The organism is Duganella sp. Dugasp56, from assembly GCF_047304105.1.
Lineage (GTDB): Bacteria > Pseudomonadota > Gammaproteobacteria > Burkholderiales > Burkholderiaceae_D > Rugamonas > Rugamonas hordei.
In genome coordinates, this window is sequence record NZ_JBGLYQ010000009.1 from 15,541 (window position 1) to 36,565 (window position 21,025).

Here is a 21,025-nt window from a genome sequence, read left to right on the forward strand (position 1 = left end):
AGTGGAACGTCAGAACGATGCAGAAACTATAACATCAAATTCCTATCGTCGTTGCCAGGCCAATCAAGTCTGCGGCAGCAGCATCACCAACTTCAGATCGTGCCGCTTGGCCGGGTGCAGCGTCACTTGATTGAGGGCCAGCTCGCCACGCAGCGGATGGCGGAAACGGCGCAGGCCACCTTCCCGGCCGACCACGTCCTGCAAGGTCCACAGTTCGGCGAAGAATGCGCTGGCCTCTGACAGTTCGGCGATCAGCCCGGCCAGCGGCTGCTCACCGGCATGGCGGCCGATGTCCGCGCGGAATTCGGCCACCAGCCGCCGGGCGCGCTCCGGCCAGTCGACGATGAGCTCGCGTGCCGCCGCATTGCCGAACATGTAGCGCAACAGATTGGGCCGGGACTGCTGCGGCTGCGACGGCAGCCAGCCGGCAAACAACCGCGCCGCCTGCGGATTCCACGCCAACGCATCCCATTGCCGGTCGAGGATGTAGGCCGGGGCGCCGATGGCCATGACGATCGCGTCCAGCGCTTCGGCCGTGCCGCCGCCGTCGTCGTGATGCGGATCGAGCCGGTCGGCCAGGCCGAACAGGTAGGCGCGTTCGGCGGCTGACAGATGCAGCACTTCCGCCAGCCGCGCCAGCATCTTGCTGGACGCCTGCACCGCCCTGCCCTGCTCCAGCCACGTCAGCCAGGTTGGGCTCACGTCGCACAGTTGCGCCAACTCTTCGCGCCGCAGGCCGGGCGTGCGGCGCCGGCCGCCGCCGGGCAGGCCCACACTGCCCGGAGTGGTGCGCTCCCGGTGTGCACGGATGAATTCGCCGAGTTTGTTGTGCATGGTAGTCCTTATACCAGGATAAGTACTTGTCTTGTTACAGGATAAAAACACGCCTATTCTGCCCTGACTCGCACAACTTTTGGAGAAAACCATGCAACAGCAAGCCGTCGTCGCCCAGCAGTTCGGCAATACCGCCAGCGCCTACCTGACCAGCACAGTCCACTCGCAAGGGGCCGACCTGGCCGCGCTGCGCGAGCTCGCCGCCGCACTGCCGCGCCCGCCGATCGTGCTGGACCTGGGCTGCGGCGCCGGCCACGCCGGCTTCGCCGTGGCGCCGGTGGCGGAATCGGTGACGGCGCTCGACCTGTCGGCGCAAATGCTGGAAGTGGTGGCCGGCGCGGCGCGCGAGCGCGGACTGACCAACATCGCCACGCGGCAAGGCAACGTCGGCCAGCTGCCGTTTGCCGACGCCTCGTTCTGCATGGTCGTCACGCGCTTTTCCGCGCACCACTGGTTCGACGTGCCGGCCGCGCTGCGCGAGGTCAAGCGCGTGCTCAAGCCACGCGGCCTGTTCGTCGTCATCGACATCACCGCGCCGGAAAATCCGCTGCACGACACCACCTTGCAAGCGGTCGAACTGCTGCGCGACGGCTCGCACGTGCGCGACTACCGGCCGTCCGAATGGTGCGCGATGCTGGCCGACGCGGGCTTCAAATGCGAGCGCGTCAGCGACTGGAAGCTGGAAATGAAATTCGACGAATGGACCGCCCGCATGCGCACGCCGGCCGAGCGGGTGACGGCGATCCGCAGCCTGTTCGGCACCGCGCCGGAAGAGACGCTGCAATACTTCGCCGTGCAGCCCGACTGCTCGTTCTCGATCGACTCGACCTTGTTCAAGGCCAAACACGACTTCGGCGACATCTACTGAGGCGGCCCCGCGCGGGCGAACAACGCTATACTTCTCCTACGTTCAGGGAGAATGCAATGCCGCGCGATGTGCCATCGGAACCGCGCAGCTGGCTGCTGGAGCGCCGCTGCACACTGACCCAGCGTCAACTGGCGCTGGTGTTCGTGACGCTGTGCCTGCCGTCGGGGCTGGTGGCGCTGGCGTTCCTGTGGCAAGGCTATTGGTATGTATTGGTCTATGCGGTGCTGGAGCAGGCGGCGCTGGCGGCCTGCCTCAGCTACTGCGCCCGCCATCGCGGCGACTACGACCGCATCGACATTTCCCCCGCCGCCATCATGGTCGAGCAGCGCCGGGGCAGCAAGCGCAGCGAACGGCGCCTGCATCCCCCTGCCACCCGCCTGCTGCCGCCAAGGGGCGACAGCGATCCCATCCATCTCGAAGACCGTGGCGAGCGGATCGAAGTGGGCCGCTTCCTGAGTTCAGCCCAGCGGCGCAAGCTGGCCGATGAGCTGACCGCCTGCCTGCACAGGCACGGCTATTGATCCCGCCTTATGGATAGCGTCTGCGCGTATGTATCACGCTCAGCAACGTGACTGTAGTCGGACTATCGAGGAATACGGCAACGTAATGTCTATGCACCACCAGTTCAAAAGTTCCTCGAACCCGTCCTCGACGGCGAGGGAAGTTCGGATCAGCCAGCTGATCCACTTGATCATCGATATGATCGGAAAGCCGGGCCGCAGCGGCCGGGTTGTCGCGAGCGACATATCGTTCAATATCGTCCAGATCGGCGAGATACGTCGCTGTCCGGACCACCTGTTTCATGGCGCACCGCGGCCTGACTTTTTAGCGGCACGGATGGCAGCCCACTCTTCCGCCGAAAAAACCCGATTGGACCCATCTGCCAAACCTGCCATCGCGGCACTTATTTTGGCTTTCGCCCAGTCAGCATGTGTCAGCTCCCTGTCGACAATACGCCAGCCACTCATATCGACAGCAACTTGCTGAATGCCTAATTTGCTTAGCAAAGCTAACGCTTCACGAGGATCGCCAAATCCTCGACTAGTAAGACCATCGTCGTCCACCAATTTTGAAGGGCCATTCGTTGTGGCAAGCCGAATTTCAAAAATCTCCCCAACCGCAAATAGGGTGACAGACATTATTTCACCCAAACCGTAATTTTTCGCCAGGTTATCCCAACTCAGAAATATCATCACTGCCTCCCGACCAACACTGCCTGCGAAAATCATACCTCCAAATCATCGGCAGCAACGAGCCGGCGTCTGCCCCGCCTCAAATCAAATGCGAAATATCCTCAAAATGACAAACGGCGCCGCAGCGCCGTTTTGTTACCGCATCCAGCCGAACCGGTGATTAGGCCTGGGCCAGCAGGGTTTCCGCGTTCGATACTTCGAACTTGCCGCCCTGTTCGATGTTCAGCTGGGTCACGACACCGTTGTCGACCAGCATCGAGTAGCGCTGCGAGCGGGTGCCCATGCCGAACTTGCTGAAGTCGGCGTCCAGGCCCAGGGCCTTGGAGTAGGCGGCGTTGCCGTCGGCCATCATGCGGACGATGCCGGTGGCTTTCTGGTCGCGGCCCCAGGCGCCCATGACGAAGGCGTCATTGACCGAGATGCACCAGATTTCATCGACGCCCTTGGCTTTCAGGTCGGCGGCGTGCTTGACGTAGCCTGGCACGTGCTGTGCCGAGCAGGTCGGGGTGTAGGCGCCTGGCAGGCCGAAGATCGCGATCTTCTTGCCCTTGACCAGGTCTTGTACGTTGAACGTGTTCGGGCCGAGCGAGCAGCCTTCGGTTTCGGTTTCGATGAATTCGGACAGGGTGCCTTCTGGCAGGGTGTCGCCAATCTTGATGGTCATGTATGACTCCTTTTATGAATGTTGAACGTAAAAAAGCCGCGCCTAAGCGCGGCTTTCACCGGCATAGAACGAGCAGTATGCCTTAATCGGCCTGTTTGCGCAGGAAGGCTGGAATGTCGTAGGTCTCCATGCCATTCTTCTCCATCGCGCGCACCTGTTCGGAAGCCGATTCGCGACGCCATACCGCCGGCGCCTTCATGCCGTCGAAGGCCGGCGATGCGCCGCCGCCCATGCCGCCGGTCGCGCCCATCGACACGCCCGCCGAGGCGGCGCCGCCGCCCAGTGCAGCCGATGGCATCATCGGGCTGTTGTGGGTGCCGGTGCGCAGCATCTGCTGAGGAACCAGCTGCACGTGCTTCTTGGCCTTGCCCAGGCCGGTCGCCACCACGGTGACGCGGATGTTGTCGCCCATGTCGTCGTCGTAGGCGATGCCCTGGGCGATCGACGCGTCCGGCGCCGCAAACGCGCGCACGGCGGCCATGACTTCCTTGATCTCCTTACCTTTCAGGCCGCGCGAGGCGGTCACGTTGACCAGCACGCCGCGCGCGCCCGACAGGTCGACGCCGTCCAGCAGCGGCGAGGCCACGGCCTGCTCGGCGGCGATGCGCGCGCGGTCGACGCCGGACGCGGTCGCGGTGCCCATCATGGCCTTGCCCTGCTCGCCCATGATGGTCTTGACGTCGTTGAAGTCGACGTTGATGTGGCCCGGAACGTTGATGATCTCGGCGATACCGGCAACGGCGTTGTTGAGCACATCGTCGGCGTGCTGCAGCCATTCGATCAGCGATTCGTCTTCGTAGATCTCTTCCAGCTTCTCGTTCAGGATCACGATCAGCGAGTCGACGTTGGCCGACAGGGCTTCCAGGCCTTCGTCGGCGATGTCCATGCACTTCTGGCCTTCGTGCGAGAACGGCTTCGACACCACGGCCACGGTCAGCGCGCCCAGCGATTTGGCGATTTCCGCCACGATCGGCGCGGCGCCGGTGCCGGTGCCGCCGCCCATGCCGGCGGCGATGAACACCATGTGCGCGCCGCGCAGCGAGTCCTCGATGCGCTGGCGCGACTCCTCGGCCAGCTTGCGGCCGACGTCAGGCTTCATGCCGGCGCCCAGACCGGTCTCGCCGATCTGGATGATGTTGTCGGCCTTGGAGGTCGACAGCGCCTGGGCGTCGGTGTTCGCGGCGATGAATTCCACGCCGGACATGCCCTTGTTGATCATGTGTTGAACTGCGTTGCCACCTGCTCCGCCGACTCCGACGACCTTGATGACGGTACCCAAAGCTGCGTTATCGACCATATCAAACTCCATGATGTACTCCCTATCAGAATGCGGTTTTCAAGCGCCAGTCCTCATATTTTTTAGAAGAACTGGGGATTGAAAACTGCGGTTTCAATATTAAAAAAACGTCGCGTTTTACTTCAAAAATTACCGAGGAACCATTCCTTCATGCGCTGCCATACTGCCTTTACCGATCCATCCTGCCGCGTGACGATATGGCCACGCAGGTACTGCTTTTTCGCTTCCAACAACAGGCCCAGCACCGTCGCGTAGCGCGGGCTGCGCACCACGTCGGCCAGCTGGCCGCGGTAGTCCGGCGTGCCCAGGCGCGCCGGCTTGAGGAAAATGTCTTCCGCCATCTCGACCATGCCCGGCATGATCGCGGTGCCGCCGGTCAGCACGATGCCCGACGAGAGCACGCCTTCGTAGCCGGACTCGCGCACCACCTGGTGCACCATCGCGAACAGCTCCTCGACGCGCGGCTCGATCACGGCGGCCAGCGCCTGGCGCGACAGGTTGCGCGGACCGCGGTCGCCCAGGCCCGGCACTTCCAGCGTCTCGCCCGGATCGGCCAGCACCTGCTTGGCCACGCCGTAGCGGATCTTGATCTCTTCCGCTTCCGAGGTCGGCGTGCGCAGCGCCATCGCGATGTCGTTGGTGATCTGGTCGCCGGCGATGGGGATCACGGCGGTGTGGCGGATCGCGCCGTCCGAGAACACGGCGACGTCGGTGGTGCCGCCGCCGATGTCGATCAGCACCACGCCCAGTTCCTTCTCGTCCGGCGTCAGCACCGCGTCGGCCGAAGCCATCGGCTGCAAAATCAGGTCCGATACTTCCAGTCCGCAGCGGCGCACGCACTTGACGATGTTCTGCACCGCGGACACGGCGCCGGTCACGATATGGACTTTGACTTCCAGCCGGATGCCGCTCATGCCGATCGGTTCGCGCACGTCTTCCTGGCTGTCGACGATGAATTCCTGCGGTACCGTATGCAGCAGCTGCTGGTCGGTCGGAATGTTAACCGCCTTTGCCGTTTCGATGACGCGCGCCACGTCGGTCGCCGTCACTTCCTTGTCCTTGATCGCCACCATGCCGCTGGAATTGAAGCTGCGGATATGACTGCCCGCGATGCCGGCGTAGACATTGCGGATCTTGCAGTCGGCCATCAGCTCCGCCTCTTCCAGCGCGCGCTGGATCGATTCGACGGTCGCTTCGATGTTGACCACCACGCCTTTCTTCAGGCCCTTGGACTCGTGCTGGCCCAGGCCTATCACTTCGTGGCGTCCATCGCCCATCACCTCGGCCACCACGGCCACCACTTTCGAGGTGCCGATGTCGAGGCCAACGATCAGGTTTTTAGCGTCTTTAGTCATTTATCTCTGCCTACTGAATTTTTTTCTTCACTATCGGTTTTGGCTTGGTTCCCTCTGTCGGAATCTTCAATCCCGTCGCGCTCAGGGCCAGCCCGTTCTGGTACCGCATATCGATCGTGTCGATGTTCTGCAAGTGCTCCACCAGCTGCGGATAAATCCCGGTCAGGCGGTCCACCCTTTCCTTCAACGTGGTGCTGGTCTGTTCACGCCCCAGCGCCACACTCATGCCGTTACTCAGTTTCACCGTCCACGCATACCGGCCCGACAGCGACAGCGACTCCGGCACCAGCTTGAGCGGCGCGAACCACGCGCGCAGCTCGTCGTAACGCGACAGCACTTCCTTCTCGCTGCCGTCCGGCCCATCGAACTCCGGCAGCGTATGGTCCTCTTCCGCCTCGGCCAGGTTGGCGGTGAACACATCGCCCTTGGTCGACAGCAGCTTGCCGTCCTCGCCCCACGTTCCCAACGCCTCATGCTCTTCCAGCGCCACGATCAACTGGTCCGGCCATTCGCGGCGTACCGTTGCGCGGCGCACCCAGGGCACCGATTCAAACGCCTGACGCACCGCATCCAGGTTGGTCGTGAAGAAGTTGCCCTTGATGCGGCCCAGCGCGTTGCTGCGCAGCGTCAGGTGATTCACATGCTTTAACTCGTCCTGCCCTATCGTCTCGATGCGGATGGTGCGCAGGTTGAACATCGGACGCTGCGCCACCCACCACACGCCGGCCCCGATGCACGACAACAGCGCCAGCACGAAAATGGCACTGGCGGTCGCATTCAAGGCTTTTGCGTCTTGCCACATCCTGCCGCTTATCCCTTCATCTTCAAGCGCGCCGTGCGCAGGATTTCCACGCACAGGTCCTCATAGCTGATGCCTTCCGCGCGCGCGGCCATCGGCACCAGCGAATGGCTGGTCATGCCAGGGGAAGTGTTCACCTCCAGCAGGAACGGCTTCTGATCGCGCTCGCGCAGCAGCACGTCGACCCGGCCCCAACCCTCGCAACCCAGCGCCAGATAGGCTTGCAGGGCGATGCGGCGCATCTCTTCGCTCAGCGCTTCCGGCAGCGCGGCGGGGCAGAAATACTTGGTGTCGTCGGTGAAGTACTTGTTCTGGTAGTCGTAATTGCCTTCCGGGGCGACGATCTCCACCACCGGCAGCGCGCGCGCGGCAGCGCCCGAGCCGAGGATGGCGACCGTGAATTCGCGGCCGGTGACGAATTCCTCGGCCAGCACCGAATCGTCCAGCGCGGCGGCGATGTCGTAGGCGGCTTTCAGTTCATCGGCGGCGTTGACCTTGGTGATGCCGATGGTCGAGCCTTCATGCGGCGGCTTGACGATCAGCGGCAGGCCCAGGTCGGCGGCCACGGCATCCAGGTCGGAGCCGGCGTTGAGCACCGCGTAGCGCGGCGTCGGCACGCCGGCGGCCAGCCAGACGATCTTGGTGGTGATCTTGTCCATGCCCACCGAGCTGGCCATCACGCCGCTGCCGGTGTAGGGTATGCCCAGCAGTTCCAGCGCGCCCTGCAGGCTGCCGTCTTCGCCGTAGCGGCCGTGCAGCGCGATGAAAACGCGGTCGAATTTTTCAGCGGCCAGTTCGGCCAGCGAGCGCTCGCCGGTGTCGAACAGATGGGCGTCCACGCCCTTGCTTTGTAGCGCCTTCGCAACGCCGGTGCCGGACATGATCGAGACTTCGCGTTCGGCGGAACGGCCGCCGAACAGCACGCCGACCTTGCCGTATGCTTTTGCGTCAGTAGAAGTAAGGTGATTCACTTTCAGACCTTAGTGTAATTAGTCAGTTTTGCCGGGACGCCGCTGATCGAGCCTGCGCCCATGGTCATCACGACGTCGCCGTCGCGCACTACGCTCATGATGGTTTCCGGCATATCGCCGATCGCCTCCACGAAAATCGGTTCCGTCTTGCCGCGTGCGCGCAATGCGTGCGCCAGCGCGCGGCCGTCGGCGGCCACCACCGGCGCTTCGCCGGCGGCGTAGACTTCGGCCAGCACCAGCACGTCCGGCGCGCCCAGTACCTTGACGAAGTCCTCGAACAGGTCCCGCGTACGGCTGTAGCGGTGCGGCTGGAAAGCCAGCAGCAGGCGGCGGCCCGGATAGGCGGCGCGCGCGGCGGCCATCGTCACTTCCATTTCCAGCGGGTGGTGGCCGAAGTCGTCGACCAGCGTAAAGGTGCCGCCGCCTGGAATGGCGACGTCGCCGTACTTGGTGAAACGGCGGCCGACGCCGGCAAAGCCGGCCAGGCCGGCCTGGGTGGCGCTGTCCTCGATGCCGATTTCACGCGCGATGGCGATCGCCGAGCAGGCGTTCTGCACGTTGTGCAGGCCGGGCTGGTTCAGCACCACGTCCAGGTCCGGATAGCCTTCCTGGATCACGGTGAAGTGCATCTCGACGCCGACGGCGCGCGCGTTCACGGCGCGCACTTCCGCATCCTCGGCAAAGCCGTAGGTGGTCACCGGCTTGGTCACCTGCGGGATGATGGCCCGCACATGCGGATCGTCGATGCACAGCATCGCGCGGCCGTAGAACGGCAGGCGGTGCGTGAAATTCACAAAGGCCTGCTTGAGCTTCTCGAAATCATGCTCGTAGGTTTCCATGTGATCGGCATCGATGTTGGTGATGACTTCGATCATCGGCGTCAGGTTCAGGAACGATGCATCCGATTCGTCGGCTTCCGCGACCAGGTAGTCGCCGGTACCCAGCTTGGCGTTGGCGCCGGCGGACGTCAGGCGGCCGCCGATGACGAAGGTCGGATCCAGCCCGCCCTGCGCCAGCACCGACGCCACCAGGCTGGTGGTGGTGGTCTTGCCGTGCGTGCCGGCGATGGCGATGCCGCGCTTCAGGCGCATCAATTCGCCCAGCATCACCGCGCGTGGAACGATAGGGATCTTGCGGCTGCGCGCGGCCACCACTTCAGGATTGTCCTGCTGGACGGCGGTCGAGGTGACGACGGCGTCGGCCTTGCCGATGTTCTCAGCCGCATGGCCCTGGAACACCTGCGCGCCCATGTCGGCCAGGCGTTGCGTGACGGCGTTGCTGCCCAGGTCCGAGCCGGACACGGTATAGCCCAGCGTCAGCAGCACCTCGGCGATGCCGCTCATGCCGCTGCCGCCGATGCCGACGAAGTGAATATTCTGTACTTTATGTTTCATGCTAACTGTTCCAATACGGTGGCGATAGCGTCGTTGGAGTCGCGCTTGCCGACGCCCAGGGCCGCGTTAGCCATGGTCAGGCAAGCGCCGCGGGTCAGCGTTTCCAGCAGCGTCGCCACACTTTGCGCGCTCATTTCCGTCTGCGGCATATGAATCGCCGCGTTTTGTTTCGCCATCCACTTCGCGTTTTCGCGCTGGTGGCTGGTGGTCGATGCGACCAGGGGAACCAGCACGCTGGCCACGCCGGCCGCCGTCAGTTCCGACAGCGTGATCGCGCCGGCGCGGCAGATCACCACGTCGGCGGCGCTGTAGGCGGCCGCCATGTCGTCGATGAAGTCCACCACGTTCGCTTCCACGCCCGCCTGCGCATACGCCGCACGCAGGGCATCGATATTCTTCTTGCCCGACTGGTGCGTCACCACCGGACGCTGCGCGGCCGGGATCAACGCCAGCGCGGCCGGCAGGTTGTCGTTCAGCGCTTTCGCCCCCAGGCTGCCGCCCACCACCAGGATGCGCAGCGGGCCTTCGCGGCCGGCGAAGCGCAGCGCAGGCATCGGCATGTCCAAAATCTCCTTGCGCACCGGGTTGCCGGTGACGACAGCCTTGCTGGCGGCCTTGCCGAAATTGGCGGGGAAGCCGAAGCACACGCGGTCCGCGAACGGCACCAGCGTCTTATTCGACAGCAGCAGCGCCGCATCCGCATTCACCAGCACCAGCGGCACGCCGCGCATGCGCGACATCAAGCCTCCCGGTACCGTCACGTAACCGCCCATGCCCATCACCACATCCGGTTTGCGCTTGCCGATGAAGCCGAAGCAGTCGACGAACGCCTTGACCATCTTCAGCGCGCCGGCAAGGGAATGCTTGATGCCCTTGCCGCGCATGCCGGTGAAGTCGATGCTGTCCATCGCGATGCCGTGCTTCGGCACCAGGTCCTGCTCCATGCCGGCGGAAGTGCCCAGCCAGCTCACTTCCCAGCCGCGCGCGCGCATGGTTTGCGCGATCGCCAGGCCGGGGAAAATATGACCGCCCGTACCGGCCGCCATAATCATTAATCGTTTCATAATCTGCCACCACGCATCAGGACCCGGTTCTCGTAGTCGATCCGGAGCAGGATCGCGAGCCCGACGCAGTTAATCACAACACCCGTGCCGCCATAGCTCATCAGCGGCAAGGTCAAGCCCTTGGTCGGCAGCAGTCCAAGGTTGACACCCATATTAATAAACGTCTGTACGCCGATCCAGATGCCGATGCCCTTGGCCGTCAGGCCGGCAAAGGTCTGGTCGATGGCGATGGCCTGGCGGCCGATGTCGAAGGCGCGCTTGACGATCCAGTAGAACAGCGCGATCACCACCAGCACGCCGGCCAGGCCGAGTTCCTCGCCGATCACCGCCATGATGAAGTCGGTGTGCGCTTCCGGCAGGTAGTGCAGCTTTTCCACGCTGCCGCCGAGGCCGACGCCAAACAACTCGCCGCGCCCGAAAGCGATCAGCGAGTGCGTCAGCTGGTATGCCTTGTTCAAGGCGTTGTCCTCTTCCCACGGATTGAGGTAGGCGAAATAGCGCTCGCGGCGGAACTTCGACAGAGCGATGATCGACCCGAAGATCGCCACCAGCACCAGGCCGATACCGCCGAACCAGACGGCGTTGATCCCGCCCAGGAACAGGATGCCCATCGCGATGCAGACGATCACGCCGAAGGCGCCCAGGTCCGGCTCCAGCAGCAGCAGCAGGCCGACCACGCCGACCGCCGCGGCCATCGGCATGAAGCCCTTGGTCAGCTTGTGCATGTATTCCTGCTTGCGCACGGTGTAGTCGGCGGCGTACAGCACGGCGACCACCTTCATCAGCTCCGACGGCTGGATCTTGATCACCACCAGCGACAGCCAGCGGCGCGAGCCGTTGACCACCGAGCCCAGGCCGGGCACCAGCACCAGGAACAGCATCACCAGCGTACCGGCGAACAGATAAGGCGCGGCCTTCTGCAAATCGGCGATGCGGATGCGGAACACGAACAGGCCGACGACCAGCGAAACCACGATGAACATCGCCTGCCGCTGCAGGAAGTAGGTGTTCTGCCAACGGACGTAGTTGACGTACTTCGGCGAGTCCGGCAGCGAGATCGAGGCCGAATACACCATCACCATCCCGAACAGCATCAGCAACAGCGTGACCCAGACCAGCGGCTGGTCGTATTCCATCATCTTCGACTGACGCGCGCGGCTGTCCATCGACATGCCTGTCGACTTTTCAGCGAAGCGGAACGGCAGCTGGAAGGCCATCAGATCTCCTGTCCTGCGTCGAGTGCGATATCGCGCACGGCGTCGATGAACACCTGGGCGCGATGCGCGTAGTTCTTGAACATGTCCATGCTGGCGCGCTTGACGGCCAGCGGCAGGTCGGTGCCGCAGTCTTCCAGCTCGACGCCGGATGGCTCCAGCGCGGTGCGCAGCAGCGGCGCGTCGCGGCCGATCAGCAGCACGGCGCGCGCATAGCGCGATACCGGCTCGGCCAGCGGCGTGAAGTCCTGGCCCTTGCCGTCGCCGCCCATGATGACCACCAGGCGCTGTTCCGCGCCGGTGAAGGCCTTGCCCAGGCCGTTCAATGCGGCCACGGTGGCGCCGACGTTGGTGCCCTTGCTGTCGTCGTAGTACTCGACTTCGTTGATGGCGCCGACCAGCTCCACACGATGCGGCTGGCCGCGATACTCGCGCAGGCCGTGCAGCAATGGCGCCAGCGGCAGGTCTATGGCGCGGCACAGCGCCAGCGCGGCCAGCGCGTTGGATGCGTTGTGCACGCCGCGGATCTGCAACGCGTCGGCCGGCATCAAGTTCTTGACCGTGCACTCGACCGGCGGTGGCGGCGGATCGTTCTTCTTGCGTTTCTTCGGTTCGCCCTCTTCCTCGGCGGGAACGGCGGTGGCCAGCCACAGCACGCCGCGCTCATTGTTCAGGCCAAGGTCGTCGCGCAGCGTCGGCGCGTCGGTGCCGAAGGTGACATTGACGCCGGTGGCGCTGGCCATGCGCATGACGGTGGCGTCGTCGCGGTTCAGGACGCGCACCGTGTCGGCGGCGAAGATGCGGTGCTTGGCGGCGGCGTAGGACGGCATGTCGCCGTGCCAGTCCAGGTGGTCCTGGGTCACGTTCAGCACCGTGGCGGCATCCGCCTCCAGCGTGTAGGTGGTCTGCAGCTGGAAGGAGGACAATTCCAGTACCCACACTTCGGGCAACGCTTCGTTGTCCATCACTTCGCGCAGCACGTCCAGCGCTGCAGGGCTGATGTTGCCGGCCACGCGCACCGTCTTGCCGGCGCGTTCGCACAGTTGGCCGACCAGCGTGGTGACCGTGGTCTTGCCGTTGGTGCCGGTGATGGCGATGACCTTGGGCGTGTAGGCGCGTTCATTTTCCAGCGCTTCCAGCGCCTGCGCGAACAATTCGATCTCGCCCCATACCGGGATGTTCGCCGCGGCGGCGGCCGGTGCGATCTCTTTCAGTTCGCGGCCGGGCGCCAGGCCGGGGCTGACGGTGACGAAGTCCACGCCATCCAGCAGCGTAGCGCCGAACGGACCGGCGATGAATTCCACGTCGGAGATCGCTTCGCGCAACGCAGGCAAACGGTCCGGCGACTCACGGGTATCGGCAACGCGCACGCGCGCGCCGCTGCGGGCGAGCCACAGCGCCATCGCCAGACCGGACTCACCCAGTCCCAATACCAGTGCGTTTTTGCCTTCGTAAATCATCAGCGCAGCTTCAGCGTAGACAAACCAATCAGTACCAGCATCATCGTGATAATCCAGAAACGCACGACGACCTGGGTCTCTTTCCAGCCTTTTTGTTCAAAGTGGTGATGCAAGGGCGCCATCAGGAACACGCGGCGGCCGACGCCGAAGCGCTTCTTGGTGATCTTGAACCAGCCCACCTGGATAATCACGGACAACGTTTCAGCGACGAAGATGCCGCCCATGATGAACAAGACGATTTCCTGGCGCACGATCACGGCGATGGTGCCCAGCGCGCCGCCCAGCGCCAACGCGCCGACGTCGCCCATGAATACTTGCGCAGGGTGCGTGTTAAACCACAGGAAAGCCAAACCCGCGCCGGCCAGTGCGCCGCAGAAGATAATCAGTTCGCCCGCGCCGGGAATGTGCGGAATGAACAGGTACTTCGAATACGTCGCGCTGCCCGTCAGGTAGGCGAACAGGCCCAGTGCCGAGCCGACCATAATCGTCGGCATGATCGCCAGGCCGTCCAGCCCATCGGTGAAGTTAACGGCGTTGCTGGTGCCGACGATGACACAGTAGGTCAGCGCGATGAAGCCCCACACGCCCAGCGGATAGCTGATGGTCTTGAAGAACGGGACGATCAGGTCGGCTTTCGGCGGCAGGTCCATCGAGAAGCCGGACTGCACCCAGGCGAAGAACAGCTCGAACACCTTGCCCGCGTTCGGCGCGGACACCGAGAACGCCAGGTACAACGCCGCTGCCACGCCGACCAGCGACTGCCAGAAGTATTTTTCCGCCGAACGCATGCCTTCGGGATCCTGGCGCACCACCTTGCGGTAGTCGTCGACCCAGCCGACCGCGCCGAAGCCCAGCGTGACCACCAGCACAGGCCAGATCAGGCGGTTCGACAGGTCGCACCACAGCAGCGTCGATACGCCGATGGCGATCAGCAGCAGCACGCCGCCCATGGTCGGGGTACCGTGTTTTTTCAGGTGCGTTTGCGGACCGTCGGTGCGCACGGCCTGGCCGTACTTCATGGCCGTCAGTTTGCGGATCACGGCCGGGCCGGCGCCCAGGCCGATGACCAGCGCCGTGATCGTCGCGAAGACGGCGCGGAAGGTGATGAAGTTGAAGACGCGGAGTGGTCCGAGGTCCTGCTGGAAATATTGTGCGAGCCAGAGCAGCATGATTAGTGACTTTCCTTGTTAGCTTGTTGCGATCCAATCAAATGCTGCACGACCCGTTCCATCTTCATGAAGCGGGAGCCCTTGATTAATACGGTTGCATCCGGCGTTACCGCTGCATCGACAGCAGCCAGCAGATCGCCGAAGTTTTCAAAATGACGAATGGACGCGCCTTTCATGTGCAAGGCCAGTTCGCCCGTTACCAGCACCTGTTCGATGCCTTTGGTCTGCGCATATGCGCCGATTTCTTCATGAAACTCCGGCCCCTGCGTGCCGACTTCGCCCATGTCGCCCAGCACCAGCACGCGCGGCGCGGCGGCCTTGGACAATACGTCGATGGCGGCGCGCACCGAATCCGGGTTCGCGTTGTAGCTGTCGTCGATGACCACGGCGCCGTTGGCGGCGGCCTTCTTCTGCAGGCGGCCGCTGACGGGCGCGAAGGTGTCGAGGCCCAGCTTGATCTTGTCCAGCGCGATGCCGGCGGCGTAGGTGCAGGCGACGGCGGCCAGCGCGTTGCGCACGTTGTGCTCACCGGCTGCCTGCAGGTTGACGAAGAACTGTTCAGGCTCGCCCTCGCCTTCGCGGATGGTGACGAACATCTCGTTGCCGAAATCTCCGGCACGGAAGGTGCAGCTCACTTCCGCGTCCTTGGTCAGGCCGAAGCGCAGCACGCGGCGGCCTGCCGACAGCTCTTCCCATATCGGCGTGAATTCGTCGCCGTGCGGGAACACGGCCACGCCGTCCGCCGGCAGGCTGGCCAGCACGGCGCCGTTTTCGCGGGCGACCGCTTCGACGGTGTGCATGAATTCCTGGTGCTCGCGCTGGGCGTTGTTGACCATGGCGACGGTCGGCTCGGCGATGGCGCTGAGGCGGCCGATTTCGCCGGGGTGGTTCATGCCCAGTTCGACGACGGCCGACTGCTGCTTCGCTTCCATGCGGAACAGCGTCAGCGGCACGCCGATTTCGTTATTCAGGTTGCCGCGCGTGGCCAGGCGGCCTTCTTCGCCATGTGCCGCCGCGAGGATGGTCGCGATCATTTCCTTGACCGTGGTCTTGCCGTTGCTGCCCGTGACGCCGATGACCGGCATCGCGAACTGGCGGCGCCAGTAGTTGGCGATCTGGCCCAGCGCGGTCAGCGTGTCCGGTACGACGATGGCCGGAAGATTCCAGCCTTCAGGCAGTTCTTCGACGATGGCAGCGGCGACGCCCTGCTCCGCCACCTGCGCGAGGAACTGGTGGGCATCGAACACTTCGCCGCGCAATGCGACAAACAAATTGCCGGCCATGACGCTGCGGCTGTCCGTGGAGACGCCGTTAAACACCACTTCGCCGGCGCCAATCAGCCTGGCGCCCGCGATCGAAGGCAGAATCTGTGCGAGTGCTGCGCGCATCAATTCGTCCTCATCATGGTTAAACGTGCCGACAGCGCCAGCTGCGCGTGCTCGGCATCCGAGAATGGCAGTTTCTTGCCCTTGATTTCCTGATAGGGCTCGTGGCCTTTACCGGCCAGCAGGATCACGTCCGGCTTGCCGGCATGCTTGATCGCCGACAGGATGGCGGCGGCGCGATCGTCCAGCGCCTGCACCGTCGATGCCGGATTGTTCTGGTCCATGCCGGCCAGGATCTGCTCGATGATCGAATGCGGATCTTCGCTGCGCGGATTGTCGCTGGTGACCAGCACGTGGTCGGCGATCTGCGCGATCTTGCCCATCTGCGGGCGCTTGCCCGGATCGCGGTCGCCGCCGCAGCCGAACACGCACCACAGCTGGCCGCCGCGATCGCTGGCCACCGGACGCAGCGCGGCCAGGGTCTTCTCCAGCGCGTCCGGCGTGTGGGCGTAGTCGATGACGATCATCGGCGCATCCTGGCCGCCGACCTGCTGCATGCGCCCGGGCGCGGGCTGCAGCGCCTCGGCCGCTTCGATGGCGGCGCGCAGGCCGGCGCCCTTGGCCAGTATCGCGCCCATCACGCCCAGCGCGTTGCTGATGTTGAAGTTGCCGACCAAATGCGTTTTGACCAGCGCCACGCCCAGCGGGCAATCCAGATGGAATTCGGTGCCGAGGCTGCGGCTGCTGCGCATCTGGCTGGCGCGCAGCATCAGCACGCCGTCGATGTCCGGCCGCGCGGTCGTGTCGCGCAGCGTGTAGCCGATCAGCGGGATGTTGCCGGCCAAAGGAGCCGGCCTGGCTTTCAGGTGATCGATAATGCGCACGCCGGCGGGATCGTCCAGGTTGACGACCGCCGTTTTCAGGCCGGGCCAGTCGAACAGCTTGACCTTGGCGGCCTCGTAGGCCTCCATCGTGCCGTGGTAGTCCAGATGGTCGCGGGTCAGGTTGGTGAACAGCGCGACGTCGAAGTGCATGCCGGCCACGCGGCCTTGTTCCAGGCCGATGGACGACACTTCGATCGCCAGCGATGCCGCGCCCTGCCCGCGCAGGTCGGCCAGCGTACGCGCCAGCAGCACCGCGTCCGGCGTGGTGTAGCCGGTGACGTCGTATTCGACTTCGCCGCGCGCGCGGAACAGGCCCACGCCCAGCGTGCCGACCACGGCGGCCGGTTCGGCGCCGCGCGACAGGACCTGGCCCAGCCACACGGCGCTGGAGGTCTTGCCGTTGGTGCCGGTCACGCCGACGGTGAACATCGTCGCATCGGGCTGCTGGTAGAAGGCGTGCGCGATCGGGCCGGCGTTCTGCTTCAGGTTATCCACGGCCAGGTGGGGCACGGTCCAGCTGTCGTTCCAGGTGAAACCGGCGGGGTCCAGCACGATCAGCGACGCGCCCTGCTCGATGGCGTTGTCGATAAAGCTGCGCCCATCGCCGGCGTCGCCGGGATAAGCGAAAAACACATCGCCCAGCTTGATGCGGCGCGAATCCGACGCCAGCTGCGCGCTCGGCGCCAGCTTGCGGATCGCGGCTGCAATAGCCATCGGGTCGAAGTCAGAAGTGGTCACATGTTCTCCTGTGCTGCATTATCAGGAATGATGATATGGGTAAGGGTTGAATCCGGCGTGATGTTCTTGGCGCGCAGCGCATTGGCGGCCAGCGCGGAGAACACGGGACCGGCGACGTCGCCGCCGACGTGCACCGGGCCGCCCGGTTCGTCGATCATGACGGCGATGATGAAGCGCGGGTTCGACATCGGCGCCATGCCGACGAAGTTGCCGATGTATTTGGTCTGCGAATAGTGCCCGTTGAGGAACTTCTGCGCCGTGCCGGTCTTGCCGCCGACGCGGTAGCCCGGCACCTGCGCCTTGACGGCCGAGCCGCCCGGCTGGGTCACCATCTCCAGCATCTCGCGCATCTCGGCGGCGGTCTTGGCGCTCACCACCTGCGTGCCGTGCGGCGCCTCGCTGACCTTCTGGAACGACAGCGGAATGATGTCGCCGTCGCGGGCGTAGATCATGTAGGCGCGGGCCAGCTGGATCAGCGACACCGAGATGCCCTGGCCGAAGCTCATGTTGGCCTGCTCGATGGGGCGCCAGGATTTATAAGGACGCACGCGGCCGGCCACGGCGCCGGGGAAGCCCCACTTGGGCTGCTGGCCGAAGCCGACCTTGGTGAACATCTCCCACATCTCCTGCGGCGGCATGGCCAGCGCGATCTTGGAGGTGCCGATGTTGGACGATTTCTGGATGATGCCCTGCACGTCGATCATGTAGTGCGGATGGGTGTCGTGGATCACGTGGTCGGCGATCACCATCGAGCCGGCGCCGGTGTCGAACATGGTGTGCGGCGTGATGCGTTTTTCATCCAGCGCCAGGCCGACGGTGAACGGCTTGAGCGACGAACCCGGCTCGAAGGTGTCGGTCATGACGCGGTTGCGCAGTTGCTCGCCAGTCAGCTTGGAGCGGTCGTTCGGGTTGTAGGTGGGCCAGTTGGCCAGCGCCAGCACCTCGCCGGTGTGCACGTCCAGCACCACGGCGGCGCCGGCCTTGGCATGGAACTTCTCGACCGACTCCTTCACCTGCGTGAAGGCGATGTACTGGATCTTGCTGTCGATCGACAGCGTCAGGTCCTTGCCGTCGTGCGGTTCGCGCACCGATTCGATGTCTTCGACGATATGGCCCAGGCGGTCCTTGATCACGCGGCGGCTGCCCGGCTGGCCGACCAGGGTTTTCTGCTGCGCCAGCTCCATCGATTCCTGGCCCACGTCCTCGACGTTGGTGAAGCCCACCACGTGGGTGGTCACTTCGCCCTGCGGGTAGAAGCGCTTGTATTCCTTGCGGGTCTGGATGCCGTCGATGCCCAGCTTGGTGATCTGGTCGGCCACGTCCTGCTCGACCTGGCGCTTCAGGTAGACGAAGCCGCGGTCGGAATCGAGCTTCTTCTGCAGGTCGGCGTTGCTCATGTCGAGCAGCCTGGCCAGCTCTTTCAATTTGGCCGGCGGCGCGTCCTGCACATCGTCCGGGATCGCCCAGATGGCCTTGACGGGAATCGACGAGGCCAGCACCTGGCCTTCGCGGTCGGTGATCTTGCCGCGCGTGGCCGGCAGGTCCAGCGTGCGGGCGTAGCGGATCTCGCCCTGCTTCTGCAGGAACTGGGTCGACAGGCCTTGCAGCCACAGGGCGCGGCCGGCCAGGCCGGCGAAGGCGGCAAACAAGACGAACAGCACGACGCGCGAACGCCATACCGACAGACGCACCGCCAGCACAGGGTTCTTCGAGAACGGCACGCCCCTGGAGGCGGCTACGCGCGAGGTGTTCGCATTGCTGCCGCGGCTCATTTCGATCCTTCCGGCGTCAGGTACTGCGTGCGGGCCGCGGTCAGCGGGGTCATGTTCAGGTCGCGGCGGGCGATTTCCTCGATGCGCGCGTGCTTGCCCAGCGTCGACTGGTCCAGCTGCAGCTGCGCCCATTCGATGTCCAGCTGGCGCGCCTGCGACTGCGCCCGTTCCAGCTCGATGAACAGGTGGCGCGCCTGGTATTGCGCGTTAACCAGCGACAGGCCGCAAGCGACCAGCATCGCCGCCAGCACCAGGTTGATCTTGCCGCTCATGCCGCACCTTCCGCGATTGAAGGAATCGGCAGCCGGCGCGCCACGCGCATCACGGCGGAGCGGGCGCGCGGGTTGGCGTCGACCTCGGCGTCGGACGGCTTCATCTTGGCCAGCAGCTTCAGCTCCGGCTGCGGCAGGTCGACCGCGCGGATCGGCAGGCGGCGGTCGGGCTGCTCGACATTGGCCTTGGACGCGAAGAAGCGCTTGACCATGCGGTCTTCCAGCGAGTGGAAGCTGATGATGGCGATGATGCCGCCCGGCGCCAGGCTGTCGTAGGCCTGGTTCAGACCGATCTCGAGATCTTCAAGCTCTTTATTGATGAAAATCCGGATAGCCTGAAATGTGCGGGTTGCCGGATCCTTGCCCTTTTCCCGAGTCTTGACCGCGCCTGCCACGATGCCGGCAAGCTGTCGTGTGGTTGAAATTGGCTCGACTGCCCGGCGAGCAACAATCGCCTTTGCAATCTGAAAAGCAAACCGTTCTTCCCCATATTCTTTTATCACCTTTTCCAGTGTCTGTTCGGTTTCAGTGGCGATCCACTGCGCCGCCGACATGCCGCGCGTGGTGTCCATGCGCATATCGAGCGGGCCATCGTTACGGAAGCTGAAGCCGCGCGCGGCGTCGTCCACTTGCGGCGAGGAGATGCCCAGGTCGAGCAGGATGCCGTCCGCCTTGGGCGCGCCGCGTTCGGCCAGCGCCGCGCTCATGGTGGCGAAGCTGTCATGGACGATGGTGAAGCGCGGGTCGGCGATCTGTTCGGCGGTGGCGATGGCCTGCGGGTCCTTGTCGAAGGCGATCAGGCGCGCGTTGGCGCCCAGCCTGGACAGGATCAGGCGCGAGTGGCCGCCGCGGCCGAAGGTGCCGTCGACGTAGACGCCGTCGGCGCGCGCGCCGTCCAGCGCCAGCGCGTCGACCGCTTCGTCTAGCAGCACCGTCCGATGCTGAAATTCCGGCACCGATGTCATGGTCATCACGGAGCCTTAGAAGGAGAAATTGGCGAGTACATCGGGGGTGCCGGCATCCATCGCCTGCTGCTCTTTTTCCGCCATTTTCGCGGCATCCCAGATTTCGAAATGGGAGCCCATGCCCATCATCATGACTTCGCGGTCGAGGCCGACGGCGCTGCGCAGTTCCGGCGAGATCAGGATGCGGCCGGCCGTGTCCATTTCGACGTCGACGGCGTAACCGAGGAAAATACGCTGCCAGGCGCGGGCCTGCATGGGCCAGCTGGCGATCTGTTGACGGTGTTGTTCCCACACGGGGCGGGGGAACAGCATGACGCAGCCATCGGGATGGCGGGTCAGCGTGAGGCGGCCTTCGCACTGGATCGACAGCGCGTCACGGTGCTTGGCAGGAATAGACATCCTGCCTTTGGCATCGAGATTGATTGCGGACGCGCCTTGAAACACGGGATTACCTTTTGACCTCAGTATGGTTAGCGGAGCATGAACAGCACTTTCCTTGTTTCATCTCCCCCGCCGCTAAGTCGGGTGAAATTTCCCACAAAAAGACACTTTTTCACACAGATGCCCACTTTAGAGGAAGCAAGAATAGTGGTCAAGCGCTTTCAGGCAAACGAAACAGCGATTTTATTAATGAAATTAAGGACTTAGCGCGATTCCTTGAAGCCGCATAGAAATAAAATAGTTAGCCAAATTAAGCACTTATGAAAGAGTGTGAATGTGCTACCTCATCTGTGCACATGTGTTTGGGCGCACTAAAAAGGGGAAAATGGCTTTAATAAAATAGTGA

21 protein-coding genes are annotated in these 21,025 nt (G+C 64.0%); 2 read left to right on the forward strand and 19 right to left on the reverse strand.

Translation table 11 applies throughout. The features are described 5' to 3' along the window. Nucleotides 1–63: 63 nt before the first annotated feature. Complete coding sequence (locus ACCD07_RS07860) at nt 64–834, reverse strand: helix-turn-helix transcriptional regulator (protein WP_413447022.1); 771 nt, start codon at nt 832–834, stop codon at nt 64–66. Between the two features lie 91 nt (nt 835–925). Here ACCD07_RS07860 and ACCD07_RS07865 point away from each other — a divergent pair, with 91 nt between their 5' ends. Together ACCD07_RS07865 and ACCD07_RS07870 are read left to right on the forward strand one after the other, a co-directional pair. Next, a complete protein-coding gene (locus ACCD07_RS07865) occupies nt 926–1,702 on the forward strand; it encodes a class I SAM-dependent methyltransferase (protein WP_413447023.1) in 777 nt (258 codons plus the stop codon). A gap of 56 nt (nt 1,703–1,758) precedes the next feature. Beyond that, nucleotides 1,759–2,223, forward strand: a complete 465-nt coding sequence (locus ACCD07_RS07870; RefSeq protein ID WP_413447024.1) for a DUF2244 domain-containing protein — start codon at nt 1,759–1,761, stop codon at nt 2,221–2,223. A gap of 7 nt (nt 2,224–2,230) precedes the next feature. On the opposite strand, the gene ACCD07_RS07875 is transcribed toward ACCD07_RS07870, so the two are convergent. The 18 genes from ACCD07_RS07875 to mraZ all read right to left on the reverse strand — a co-directional run bounded on the left by ACCD07_RS07875 (nt 2,231) and on the right by mraZ (nt 20,682). Then, a complete protein-coding gene (locus ACCD07_RS07875; RefSeq protein WP_413447025.1) occupies nt 2,231–2,506 on the reverse strand; it encodes a type II toxin-antitoxin system RelE/ParE family toxin in 276 nt (91 codons plus the stop codon). After that, nucleotides 2,503–2,895, reverse strand: coding sequence for a hypothetical protein (locus ACCD07_RS07880; protein WP_413447026.1), 393 nt, complete (start codon nt 2,893–2,895; stop codon nt 2,503–2,505). Before ACCD07_RS07880 ends, ACCD07_RS07875 begins: the two co-directional genes overlap by 4 nt. Nucleotides 2,896–3,055: 160 nt before the next feature. Then, nucleotides 3,056–3,559, reverse strand: coding sequence for a peroxiredoxin (locus tag ACCD07_RS07885; protein ID WP_176654631.1), 504 nt, complete (start codon nt 3,557–3,559; stop codon nt 3,056–3,058). Nucleotides 3,560–3,641: 82 nt separating this feature from the next. Beyond that, nucleotides 3,642–4,868, reverse strand: coding sequence for a cell division protein FtsZ (gene ftsZ / locus ACCD07_RS07890; protein WP_176654632.1), 1,227 nt, complete (start codon nt 4,866–4,868; stop codon nt 3,642–3,644). A gap of 110 nt (nt 4,869–4,978) precedes the next feature. Next, a complete protein-coding gene (ftsA, locus tag ACCD07_RS07895) occupies nt 4,979–6,211 on the reverse strand; it encodes a cell division protein FtsA (protein WP_008445439.1) in 1,233 nt (410 codons plus the stop codon). 10 nt (nt 6,212–6,221) lie between these two features. Next, nucleotides 6,222–7,013, reverse strand: a complete 792-nt coding sequence (locus ACCD07_RS07900; RefSeq protein ID WP_176654633.1) for a cell division protein FtsQ/DivIB — start codon at nt 7,011–7,013, stop codon at nt 6,222–6,224. Between the two features lie 8 nt (nt 7,014–7,021). Then, nucleotides 7,022–7,981, reverse strand: a complete 960-nt coding sequence (locus tag ACCD07_RS07905) for a D-alanine--D-alanine ligase (RefSeq protein WP_176654634.1) — start codon at nt 7,979–7,981, stop codon at nt 7,022–7,024. Between the two features lie 2 nt (nt 7,982–7,983). After that, nucleotides 7,984–9,375, reverse strand: a complete 1,392-nt coding sequence (gene murC, locus ACCD07_RS07910; RefSeq protein WP_176654635.1) for a UDP-N-acetylmuramate--L-alanine ligase — start codon at nt 9,373–9,375, stop codon at nt 7,984–7,986. After that, complete coding sequence (gene murG / locus ACCD07_RS07915) at nt 9,372–10,439, reverse strand: undecaprenyldiphospho-muramoylpentapeptide beta-N-acetylglucosaminyltransferase (RefSeq protein WP_413447027.1); 1,068 nt, start codon at nt 10,437–10,439, stop codon at nt 9,372–9,374. Before murG ends, murC begins: the two co-directional genes overlap by 4 nt. Further along, nucleotides 10,436–11,656 carry a putative lipid II flippase FtsW gene (ftsW, locus tag ACCD07_RS07920; protein ID WP_176654636.1) on the reverse strand — a complete coding sequence of 407 codons (1,221 nt, stop codon included), beginning with the start codon at nt 11,654–11,656 and terminating at the stop codon, nt 10,436–10,438. Before ftsW ends, murG begins: the two co-directional genes overlap by 4 nt. Then, nucleotides 11,656–13,113: a UDP-N-acetylmuramoyl-L-alanine--D-glutamate ligase gene (gene murD, locus ACCD07_RS07925; RefSeq protein WP_413447028.1), complete on the reverse strand. Its 1,458-nt coding sequence runs from the start codon at nt 13,111–13,113 to the stop codon at nt 11,656–11,658. Before murD ends, ftsW begins: the two co-directional genes overlap by 1 nt. Further along, nucleotides 13,113–14,282, reverse strand: coding sequence for a phospho-N-acetylmuramoyl-pentapeptide-transferase (gene mraY, locus ACCD07_RS07930; protein ID WP_176654638.1), 1,170 nt, complete (start codon nt 14,280–14,282; stop codon nt 13,113–13,115). Before mraY ends, murD begins: the two co-directional genes overlap by 1 nt. 2 nt (nt 14,283–14,284) lie before the next feature. After that, nucleotides 14,285–15,670, reverse strand: coding sequence for a UDP-N-acetylmuramoyl-tripeptide--D-alanyl-D-alanine ligase (locus ACCD07_RS07935; protein ID WP_413447029.1), 1,386 nt, complete (start codon nt 15,668–15,670; stop codon nt 14,285–14,287). Beyond that, entirely contained in the window at nt 15,670–17,205 is a 1,536-nt protein-coding gene (locus ACCD07_RS07940) for a UDP-N-acetylmuramoyl-L-alanyl-D-glutamate--2,6-diaminopimelate ligase (RefSeq protein WP_413447094.1), read from the reverse strand. Before ACCD07_RS07940 ends, ACCD07_RS07935 begins: the two co-directional genes overlap by 1 nt. 20 nt (nt 17,206–17,225) lie before the next feature. Continuing rightward, nucleotides 17,226–19,001 carry a peptidoglycan D,D-transpeptidase FtsI family protein gene (locus tag ACCD07_RS07945; protein WP_176654640.1) on the reverse strand — a complete coding sequence of 592 codons (1,776 nt, stop codon included), beginning with the start codon at nt 18,999–19,001 and terminating at the stop codon, nt 17,226–17,228. Next, nucleotides 18,998–19,273 (reverse strand): cell division protein FtsL, encoded by a 276-nt coding sequence (ftsL, locus tag ACCD07_RS07950; RefSeq protein ID WP_176654641.1) that lies wholly within the window; start codon nt 19,271–19,273, stop codon nt 18,998–19,000. Before ftsL ends, ACCD07_RS07945 begins: the two co-directional genes overlap by 4 nt. Then, nucleotides 19,270–20,244 carry a 16S rRNA (cytosine(1402)-N(4))-methyltransferase RsmH gene (gene rsmH, locus ACCD07_RS07955; RefSeq protein WP_413447030.1) on the reverse strand — a complete coding sequence of 325 codons (975 nt, stop codon included), beginning with the start codon at nt 20,242–20,244 and terminating at the stop codon, nt 19,270–19,272. Before rsmH ends, ftsL begins: the two co-directional genes overlap by 4 nt. A 9-nt stretch (nt 20,245–20,253) precedes the next feature. Beyond that, nucleotides 20,254–20,682, reverse strand: a complete 429-nt coding sequence (gene mraZ, locus ACCD07_RS07960) for a division/cell wall cluster transcriptional repressor MraZ (RefSeq protein WP_176654643.1) — start codon at nt 20,680–20,682, stop codon at nt 20,254–20,256. Between the last annotated feature and the right edge of the window lie 343 nt (nt 20,683–21,025).